We start from the raw sequence: 9,741 nt of genomic DNA on the forward strand, positions 1-9,741 counted from the left end.
CCCGCGGGTGTCAGCGGGCTCAAACTGCGATGCTATCGGCGCGGCGTCCCCCCCTTGTCAAAGGGGGGACAGGGCAGCGGTGTCCGGTTAGGTACTTGCACCTGCCCATTTCTCCACATTTCAAGCTCCCCCTCGCCCTCCGGGAGAGGGTCGGGGTGAGGGAAGCCCGTATCTCCGTGGCACTTGCCCTCACCCCAGCCCTCTCCCATGGGGAGAGGGAGCAGTTTCTAAGGAAGGTTGGGAGGGGAAAGAGGCAACGCAAAAACCTAACCCTTATAAGGCCCCCGTCTGTCACTTATAAGGCCCCCGTCTGTCAACAGGCAAAAAGGTGCCCTGACGACTTTGAATCGTTTTTTTATGGCCTTGGATCAGCAGCATCCGTTGTTCCGACTTCATTTCTTCCACCTGGGTCAAGACCTCTTCCTTTCAGGAAAGGTCCTGCACCAAACACTTATCGAGGCTCACGCCGCTGTAGATCACTACGTGCAGCGGCTGCGCAGGCATCGCCTACGCGACCTGGAAACCATACGGTACCCTATGCCGTCCTAATCAAAACTCGGGATGCATCCTAAAGGGATGATCGCAGTTAGTACCCGGGCTCGGCGAGGGGCAGAACACTCTGGAGACTGCAATCAAGTTCATTATGTAAGGAGCGGGACGGGCTCTAATCCGAACAAATGGAGCCGGGGCTGTTGGCACATTGACCGGTTACGCGCTCAAAGGCGCAGATGATTGCGGTCATGATCGTGCTCTCCCCTGTGTGGTTCCAGTTAGGCTTCTAGCTGCTCCGTCCCCTCCTGTTCTACGCCGTTGCCAGGAACTTTTCCAAGTCGAACGGCACTTTGTTCTTCAGCATGTAGTAAACTGCTCGCGCCAGTCGGTGCGCAAGGATGGCATAGGCTTTCCCCTTTCCGTGCAGCTTGACCATGTTGTCGAACAGTTTCCTGGCCGAGGGATTGAGACGCACAAACGAGATGGCAGCCTCGGAAAAGGCACATTTCAAATAGGCATTCCCCATCTTGGCGCCTCCGGTCCCTTTCTTCTTGCCGGCTGATTCATGACTGCACTTCACCAGCCGGCAGTATGAAGCGAAGTCCTGGACAGTCTCGAAACGCTTGATGTCATGGATCTCGTAGAGCAGCACCAGACCGAGAACCAGCCCGATTCCGTGGACCGACCTCAGCAGCATCAGAGCGTGTCCGTCGTGGCGTCGGGCCGTCTTCTCAATGTCGGCTTCCAAGATCCTGAGGACGTCATCATGGGCATTGATCATGGCGACGTCGACCTGGACACTCTTCCTGACCTGCGGATCGGGAAAGTGTAAGTCGATCTCCTTGCGGTTCCCCTCGCAAGAAAGGGTCACCTCGATCTCTGGCAAGTTGTACTGGATCGCCGTGTTCCGGATGTGAGCCAGCAACTCCGCTCTTTTGCGGACCAAATGGTTCCAACGTCTCAGCAGATCGCGGGTGGCCCGCATCTCTGGAGGATAGACATAGGCCACGGGGAAGGAGCCACCGCGAAGCAGCACCGCAATCTTATGGGAATCGATCTTGTCGTTTTTAGCTTTCCCGCCGTGGACTGCTTTCATAAAAAGCGCGTGTCCAAGGACAAAGTCGATTCCTTCCTTGCTGCAGAGATCGGAAAGCCAGTACCAGGCAAACATACATTCGACACCTACCACCAAGCCATCCCGGAAGGGGGAAATGGCTTTGAGGAAGCTGTCGGGTGAAGCACTGACGTTTCGGTGGAACAGCACATTTCCCTCTGCGTCAATGACACAGAGGAACATCTTCTTAGCGTGCAGATCGATTCCGCAGTAATGTTTGTGCGACTTCGTGTAGAATCTCATCTTGGCCCCCTTTGGAGAATGGTTCTCGCAAAGCCGAGCATACGTCAGAAACGGCGTATGCCCAAGGGGGGCCTTCTATAGTATCCGGACAACACTGCACGCCGGCGGTCTTGCAGCCCGACAGGAGGACTTACTATCCTTGCAGCGCCGGGAGCTCGATCCCTGCCTTCGCCAGGTGCGGCGACAGGACCGCGTCTATCTCGGCGGCATCGAGGGTCTCCTTGGCGACCAGGTCCTCGGTCAGAGCCTTCAGGGCGTCCATGTGGGTGTCGAGAAGGTTCACCACGTCGTTGTAGCAGTTGGTGACGATCGAGCGGATCTCGGAATCGATCTCGAGGGCGGTGGTGTCGCTGAAATTCTTCCCGGTGTGGCCGGCATTGGGGTCGGTGGACTCATGGTTCCCGAAGGCGACCGGCCCGAAGGCCCTGGACATACCCCATTCGGTGACCATCTTCCGCGCGGTGTCGGTGGCTCGCGCCAGGTCGTTACCCGCCCCCGTGGTGGTGGTCTTGAAGACCAGCTCCTCTGCGGCGCGGCCGCCCATGAGGACCTTGAGGTGGGCGTCCAGCATCTCCTTCGTGTAGCAGTAGATATCCTCCGCCGGGATCTGCAGGGTCACACCGAGTGCGCGCCCCCTGGGGATGATGGAGACCTTGTGCACCGGATCCGAACCGGGAACGAGCTTCGCCACCAGCACGTGCCCCGCCTCGTGGTAGGCGGTGCTGAGCTTCGACTTGTCGGAGAGCACCATCGACTTCTTCTCGGCGCCCATCAGCACCTTGTCGCGCGCGGTGTCGAAGTCGATCATCTCGACCTCGCCCTTGTTGGAGCGGGCGGCGAGGATGGCGGCTTCGTTGACGACGTTGGCCAGGTCGGCGCCGGAGAGACCGGGGGTGCCGCGGGCGATGACCCGCAGGTCGACCCCGGCGCTCAGCGGTACGTTCCTGGCGTGGACCTTGAGGATCTCTTCCCTGCCCCGGATGTCCGGAGAGGGAACCACGACCTCGCGGTCGAAGCGGCCGGATCTGAGAAGCGCCGGGTCCAGCACCTCGGGACGGTTGGTCGCGGCCAGCACCACGATCCCGGAGTTGACAGCAAAGCCATCCATTTCCACAAGCAGCTGGTTCAGCGTCTGGTCTCTCTCGTCGCTCGCGCCACCGGCGGCGGCGTCACGACGGCGACCGACGGCGTCGATCTCGTCGATGAAGAGGATGCACGGCGCGGCCTTTTTCCCCTCGGCAAAGAGGTCCCGGACCCGGGAAGCACCGACACCTACATACATCTCGACGAATTCGGAACCGGAGATGGCGAAGAATGGGACGCCCGCCTCGCCCGCTACGGCGCGAGCCAGCAGTGTCTTGCCGGTTCCCGGAGGGCCGACCAGCAGCACACCGGTAGGCATCTTCCCGCCAAGGGTCGAGAATTTCTCAGGATCCTTCAGAAACTCCACCGTCTCCATCAGCTCGACCTTGGCCTCCTCCGCCCCGGCCACATCAGCGAAGGTGGTCCGCGATTTGGAACCGCTGACCAGCTTGGCCTTGCTGCGACCGAAACCGCTGTACTTCTTGAACAGGAGGAGCACTCCGCCAGCGACGATGAGTATGATGCTCAGCTCGAACCATTTGGTCTGTCCGGCTGGAGTTGATGAGAAGTCGATGTGCTTTGCTACCAGGACTTTCGACAACTCCGCCCCGGCAGGGACGAAGAGCTGATACTTCTCTCCCGATTTAGCCTCAGCATTGATCTCGTCACCTATGATCTTTACTTTCTGAATACCGCCGGCGTTGATCTTGTCGATGAATGAAGTGTAGCTGATCTGGTTACTGGTATTGGAGTAGTAGTTCTTCCAAATATAGTGGCCAGAGAAGACAGCTCCAGTAATTCCCAAAACCATTACCAATATCAGCAGCCTAACGTTCTTTGTGTAACCCATAATGCCCCAATTCCTGTTCCGTTGTTGTTGAATGCCTGCAGGTCAGGTATGTCTTCACCGAATGCAGGATTGCATGATGAAAAGAAGGTAAACATCGTCGGAAAAATCTTTCTGGCTAAGTCGGCGGGATGGGAGGAGTTCCGGAGCGCGATAAAGCAACCGGAACAATTATTTGTACCCGATTGGCCGTTTTTTTGTACACATAAATTATCTTAATAGGAAATGGATTACAGTAAATTCATTTTGCGGCGCCTGAAGAGCGCAGGGTGAAGGAGCGGCGGCGAGGGCTAGGGAGGGGGAGAATTGGATCGGAAACGACAAGAGGCGCCCTGGCGGGCGCCCCTGACCTGCTGATATGGCGGCAATTGCTATTTCCGCAGCTGCTTCACGATGGCGGAGAAGTCCTCCTCGCCGATGCCGTCGGCCACGGCCTTGGCGAAGACCGTGGTTACGGTCTTGGCGGCAGGAAGGTCGAGCTTGAGCTTGTCGGCGCTCTCCAGCACCCTCTGCATCTGCTGGTGCACGTACTTCAGCGCGAGGTTGCGGCTGAAGTCCCCGCGGGCGATGCTGCGTCCCTTGGAGTGGAAGAGCGGAGAGGCCACCCCGCCGGAGTCCAGCACCTCGAGTATCTTGTCCGGCCTGAAGCCCATCTTCTCCCCGAAGACCAGCCCCTCCGAAAGGGACAGCATCATCTCGGCCTGCAGCAGGTTGACGATCAGCTTCATCCTGGTTGCATCGCCGACCTTGCCGATGTGGATGATGTTGAGGCCGAAGTAGGAGAAAGGCTCGCGGCAGCGCCCGAGCAGGGACTCGTCGCCACCGGCCAGGATGGTGAGGAGCCCGTTGGCGGCGTGCTCCTTGCTACCCCAGACCGGCGCTTCCAGGAACATGACGCCGCGTTTGGCGGCCTCTTCGGCCATGCGCTCGATGGTCTCGATGCAATGGGTACCCATGTCGACCATGATGGTGCCGGCATCGATCCCTTCCAGAACCCCGCCTTCGCCGAAGACCAGGAACTTGCTCTCCGGGACGATGACGATCACCAGGTCTTTACCCTTGGCCGTGGCCTTGGGAGATTCCCCGACGTTGACACCGAGCTTGGCCAGCTCGGCCATGGCTTGCGCGTCCTCATCGTACACCGTCAATTCATAATCCGATTTGGCCAGGTTCGCGGCCATATGCAGGCCAACCGTCCCCAGCCCTACAAAACCGATCTTTTTCAGCATAGATACCCCCCAAGTTTACTGATGCCGGCGGCATCAGCGATAACAGTCCAGCCCCGCCAGGCGGAGCGATTCTGGCTTTTCGCGTGAAGATCAGGTTCTCATTATACTGAAATCATCGCCTAATGCAAACATTGTTTTAGCGAGACTTCAAAACCGCCACCCGGTCGCAGAGGTGATAGAGCGGACAGCTGGAGCATCTGGGCGAAACCGGGGTGCACTGGTTTTGGCCGAAGGTGACCAGCAGGTCGTTGATGATGATCCAGTACTCGGCCGGGAGCTTCTTCCTGAGCGCCAGTTCCGTCCGCTCCGGCGTCTGGGTCCTGACGTATCCCCACCGGTTGCAGATCCTGTGCACGTGGGTGTCGACGCAGATGCCCGCTTTGCCGTAGCCCAGGGTCAGCACCAGGTTGGCCGTCTTCCGCCCCACCCCCTTGAACTTCAGCAAGGTCTCGAGTTCGTCCGGAACCACTCCCGCGTGCTCCTCGGCCAGCAGCCGGGAGATCTCCAGGATCTGGCGGGCCTTGTTGCGGTAGAAGCCGGCCGGATAGATGGCTGCCTCGATCTCGGCCGCGGTGAGCCTGGACAATTTGTCCGGCGTGTCCGCCAGGGCGAAGAGCCGCGCCGAAGCGTCGGCCGTCACCTGATCCTTGGTGCGCAGGGAAATGATGCAGGAGATGAGGACCTTGAACGGGTCGCGATCCCGGGTGGCGACGATGGTGACAGCCGGGGTCACCCACCCCTTCACTGCCTCGGACAGGATCGCCATCGCCTCGTGGACCTGCTCGTCCCTCACGCTACACCCTGTTCCTCACCAGCCGCATGATCAGCACCCCGGCCATCGAGGAGAGTAGTCCGACGCAGAGAAGAACCAAGCCGAAGCTCCGCCCATCACCAAGTCCGAAAAGATCACGTCCTTTCATGAATCCGATGAGGCCAAGGCCCGAGAAGGTCGAGACCCCGCCCAGAATGAAGATCGTCAGGGCGGCGACCGCCCCTGCCATACCGTTTTTCTTTGCCACACACACCTCTTGTCAACAACGTAAGTACCACGCCCTGTTATACAAGAAGGAAGTGGGCAAGGCAACTGATAAAGTGGTGAGGATCGGGCAGATGAAGGAGTAAAGGGCGCTCACGCAAAGACGCAGAGACGCGAAGGTTAGAAAATATCTAATGAAAGGGCGGCGGCCGTTTCCTCATAAAGGTGATTGCTGCCGCACGGTGTTCCCGCCGGGAAGGGCGCTCCTACAGGGCCGGAGGGGGCGGCAGCCTGCGGGCATTGGCGCACGGGACGGCAGTCCCGCAGGGGGCATGCCTTAGCGGTTGCAGAAAAGGTGAAAACACCTATAATGGCCATCTGACTTTACAGGAGAAAACATGAAAAACCTGGTAGACTTGCATATGCACTCCAACTATTCCGACGGCGTCCACGCGCCTGCAGACCTCGTCGCCATGGCCTGCAACCTCGGGCTCAAGGCCATAGCCCTCGCCGATCACGATACGGTTGACGGCATTGATGAGGCGGTAGCAGCCGGTGTCGCCTGCAACCTCGAAGTTATCCCCGCCATCGAGTTCTCCGTCGCCTTCCAGTCATACCACGACGTCCACCTCCTCGGCTACCTGCTCGACTACCGGGACCAGGGTCTGCTCGACATCCTGTCGGAGTTCCGCGAAAGAAGGGAGCGCAGGGGGGAGGCTATCGTCGACCGGATCAATGAAAAGCTCGCCTTCGAAGGAAGGTCCCCCATGTCCAGCGCGGAGGCCGCCGCCCTGGCCGGAGGCGCTCTCGGCCGCCCGCACATCGCACAGGTACTGATGGCCAAGGGATACGCCCACGACATGCAGGACGCCTTCCAACGCTACCTCATCCCCTGCGACGTCCCCAAGCGCTACTTCCCGATGGACGAGGCGCTGGAGACGGTGAGGCGGCTGGGGGGCGTGGCGGTGCTGGCGCACCCGACCACGATCAGCAACGACAGGGAGACGCTGACCGGGATCATGGACAGCCTGTGCGACATGGGGCTTGACGGCGTCGAGGCCTACAACAACGTCTGCAGCGAGCAGGAAAGCGCCTACCTTAAAGCCTACGCGGAGAAAAAGGGGCTGGTTTGGACCGGCGGCTCGGACTACCACGGCATCGAGGAAGGGATCAGTATGGGGACCGGTCGCGGGAATATGGCCGTCCCGTACAGCTGCGTCGAAAATCTGAAGCGGCTGAGGGAGAGCAGGTAACAGCTCCTCCCATGCGCTAAGGGACAGTGGGCAACCGCATCCTTTTGCTGATAAAGAAAAAGGCGGATCAACCATCCCCGTAGGGACCGGTTGATCCGCCTTCTTTATTGGCGTGGAGCTTTTGTGGGGAGGTTAGTCCTTGCCCGGCTTGAAGTTCAGCACGTCCAGCTCGCACTCGACGTCGACGACCCCATCGACGCCCATGGCGATGCGGACAGCCTCCTCGACCTCGGCTTCCGACTTGACGTGGCCGGAGATGGTCACCACGCCGTTGTCCGATACGATGCAGAACCTCAAAGCCCGCGCCAGGCTCGACTTCAGCAGCTCGGCCTCGACCCTCTTGGCGATGATCAGGTCATCGAGCATGGCCATCGACTCGTCCTCGCCTTCCTTCAGGCGGGGATCCTTCATGGCCGCGATAATGGTGTCGACGAGACTACTCTGGCTCAACCGGGTGGTGTTGAAGACCATGTCGTAGCCCATCGGGTCATTCCAGTCCCTGTTGAAGTAGAAATGGATGAAGCCACCGAGCTGGTGATCGCTCCTTCTGATCAGCTCCCTGGCCAGGTCCGGGTCGATCCACTCCCGCTCGGCGAACTTTTCGACCCTATCCTCGAAGGGGGCCACGAAGCGAACCTTGAGCACGTTCTTGAGCCCGGTGATCAGGTCCTGGGCGCCCCTGCCGTAGAGGATCACGTTCCCCTTCTTGGCGCAGTCGAGAAGAATCTGTTCCATGGTCGCCAGGTGAGCGGCCTGCAAGCGGTCCTCCGCCGTGCGGTAGGAGGGAGGCTTCTCATCGACCCTCTCCAGGATCTCGGGGGTCAGCCCGTAGGAGGGGGCGAGTTCCTCGATCTTGAGGCGGTCGATAAGGGTATATTTGAGCCTCTTCGCCAATTCCTTGGCGATGGCGTAGGCGCCTGTGCCCATCTCTCTGGAAATGGTAATGATTGCCATGCTCTGCCTCCTTTGCTAATGAGAAACCAACGCATCATAGCATGCAAGCCCAACTGTATACAACATTTTTGAGCGGGTGGGATAACATAGAAATCCCCCTCCGTGGCGGGAGGGGGACGGTTTTCACGAGGCACAGAGGCGGGAACTTCAGTAGTTTTCAGCCAGCTGCTCGAAGTAACCCTTCGGGTGATGACAGACCGGACAGGCCAGCGGCGGCTCGGTCCCCTCGTGGATCATGCCACAGTTCCTGCATTTCCAGGTGACGGGCTCCTCGCTCTTGAAGACGGTCCCCTCCTCGACGGAGGCCAGCAGCGCCTTGTAACGCTCCTGGTGTGCCTTCTCGATCGTGGCGATTCCTTCGAACATCACCGCCAGCGAGCCGAAACCTTCCTCCCTGGCCTCCCTGGCCATGCGCGGGTACATGTCGAGCCATTCCGCGTACTCGCCGGCCGCTGCGGCCTTGAGGTTGGTGATGGTGTCGCCGATGCCGCCCAGCGCCTTCAGGTGCAGCTTGGCGTGCTCCTTTTCGTTCTCGGCCGTCTCAAGGAAGAGGGCCGCGATCTGCTCATACCCCTCTTTCTTGGCCACCGAAGCGTAGTAGGTGTACTTGTTGCGGGCCTGCGATTCTCCGGCAAAGGCCTCCAGCAGGTTTTTCTCCGTCTTCGTCCCCTTCAGTTCCGGCATTTGCGCCTCCGTTTCCGCATCAGCCGGAAGTGACTCCGGCCTGGTTTAGGTTGATTGTCATTCGACCCTGACCCGCCTCACCCCCTCAAGGGTGCTGAGGCTGGCGAGGAGTTCGGCAGGACCGCACTTGGCGGTCCGCTTGACCTGGAATTCCATGAACATGCGCTGCTGGTCGAGGTTCTTGTCGTAGCCTGCGTCCAGGGTCTCTATGCCGCAGGAAGCGACGATTTGGTGGACTTTCTGGATAAAGTCGGCGCGGTTGTCGCCCCAGACCTTCACGAGGAAATAGGAGTCCCGGCGCAGCCTCTTCTCCACTTGCTTCAGGAGGAGCAGACTCCCCAACGCGATCGCCGTGACGCAGATGGCTAGGTAGAAGAGCCCGACGCCGCAGGCGAGACCGAGGGCGGCGGCGACCCACAGGCAGGCAGCGGTGGTGAGACCGCGGATCGAGGCCCTCTCCCGGATGATGGCGCCGGCGCCGAGGAAACCTATGCCGGTTACCACCTGGGCGGCGACCCGGCCGGGATCCACCCCGACAGGTACGGTACCTGTGAAGTTGCCGTAAATGTGGTAGAACTCGACCGAGGTGATGACGAAGACACAGGAACCGAGGGAAACCAGCAGGTGGGTCCTGAACCCGGCGGGGCGGCCGTGGATCTCCCTCTCCAGGCCGATCATGCCGCCCAGTATCGATGCCAGCAGCAACCGCCAAACGAGCGCTAAAGTGAGCTCAGGCCCCAAGGTGATCACTCCTCCTGGACGGAAACGGCAACGGTGAGGAGAACGGACTTGGTCCTGGCTCCGCTGCGAATGGTGAGCGGCAAAGAGAACTGTCCCGGACCGGCGGGCCGCGGGGGGCCGGAGAG

At 59.9% G+C, this 9,741-nt stretch carries 9 protein-coding genes; 1 reads left to right on the top strand and 8 read right to left on the bottom strand.

The features are described 5' to 3' along the window. Positions 1-802 precede the first annotated feature (802 nt). The 5 genes from AC11W3_RS06765 to AC11W3_RS06785 all read right to left on the bottom strand — a co-directional run bounded on the left by AC11W3_RS06765 (position 803) and on the right by AC11W3_RS06785 (position 6,027). Positions 803-1,849 (bottom strand): IS110 family RNA-guided transposase, encoded by a 1,047-nt coding sequence (locus AC11W3_RS06765; protein ID WP_484089900.1) that lies wholly within the window; start codon positions 1,847-1,849, stop codon positions 803-805. Between the two features lie 133 nt (positions 1,850-1,982). Further along, a complete protein-coding gene (gene ftsH, locus AC11W3_RS06770; protein WP_484092696.1) occupies positions 1,983-3,782 on the bottom strand; it encodes an ATP-dependent zinc metalloprotease FtsH in 1,800 nt (599 codons plus the stop codon). Positions 3,783-4,150: 368 nt separating this feature from the next. Further along, complete coding sequence (locus AC11W3_RS06775; protein WP_484089902.1) at positions 4,151-5,008, bottom strand: NAD(P)-dependent oxidoreductase; 858 nt, start codon at positions 5,006-5,008, stop codon at positions 4,151-4,153. Positions 5,009-5,144: 136 nt separating this feature from the next. After that, the gene (locus AC11W3_RS06780) at positions 5,145-5,801 is read right to left on the bottom strand and encodes an endonuclease III domain-containing protein (protein ID WP_484092697.1); all 657 of its coding nucleotides are present in this window, start codon (positions 5,799-5,801) and stop codon (positions 5,145-5,147) included. A 1-nt stretch (position 5,802) separates the two neighbouring features. Then, positions 5,803-6,027: a hypothetical protein gene (locus AC11W3_RS06785; RefSeq protein WP_484089904.1), complete on the bottom strand. Its 225-nt coding sequence runs from the start codon at positions 6,025-6,027 to the stop codon at positions 5,803-5,805. 355 nt (positions 6,028-6,382) lie between these two features. Between AC11W3_RS06785 and AC11W3_RS06790 the strand changes: the two genes are divergently transcribed. Beyond that, positions 6,383-7,237, top strand: coding sequence for a PHP domain-containing protein (locus AC11W3_RS06790; RefSeq protein ID WP_484092698.1), 855 nt, complete (start codon positions 6,383-6,385; stop codon positions 7,235-7,237). A gap of 132 nt (positions 7,238-7,369) precedes the next feature. Here AC11W3_RS06790 and AC11W3_RS06795 read toward each other — a convergent pair whose 3' ends face one another. The 3 genes from AC11W3_RS06795 to AC11W3_RS06805 all read right to left on the bottom strand — a co-directional run bounded on the left by AC11W3_RS06795 (position 7,370) and on the right by AC11W3_RS06805 (position 9,616). Then, on the bottom strand, positions 7,370-8,191 hold the full coding sequence (locus AC11W3_RS06795) for a cytidylate kinase family protein (RefSeq protein WP_484089906.1): 822 nt from the start codon (positions 8,189-8,191) through the stop codon (positions 7,370-7,372). Between the two features lie 147 nt (positions 8,192-8,338). Next, on the bottom strand, positions 8,339-8,875 hold the full coding sequence (rbr, locus tag AC11W3_RS06800; protein WP_484089907.1) for a rubrerythrin: 537 nt from the start codon (positions 8,873-8,875) through the stop codon (positions 8,339-8,341). 57 nt (positions 8,876-8,932) lie between these two features. Then, complete coding sequence (locus AC11W3_RS06805; RefSeq protein ID WP_484089908.1) at positions 8,933-9,616, bottom strand: MgtC/SapB family protein; 684 nt, start codon at positions 9,614-9,616, stop codon at positions 8,933-8,935. Positions 9,617-9,741 lie beyond the last annotated feature (125 nt).

The sequence above is a fragment of the Geomonas sp. genome, from assembly GCF_056994735.1.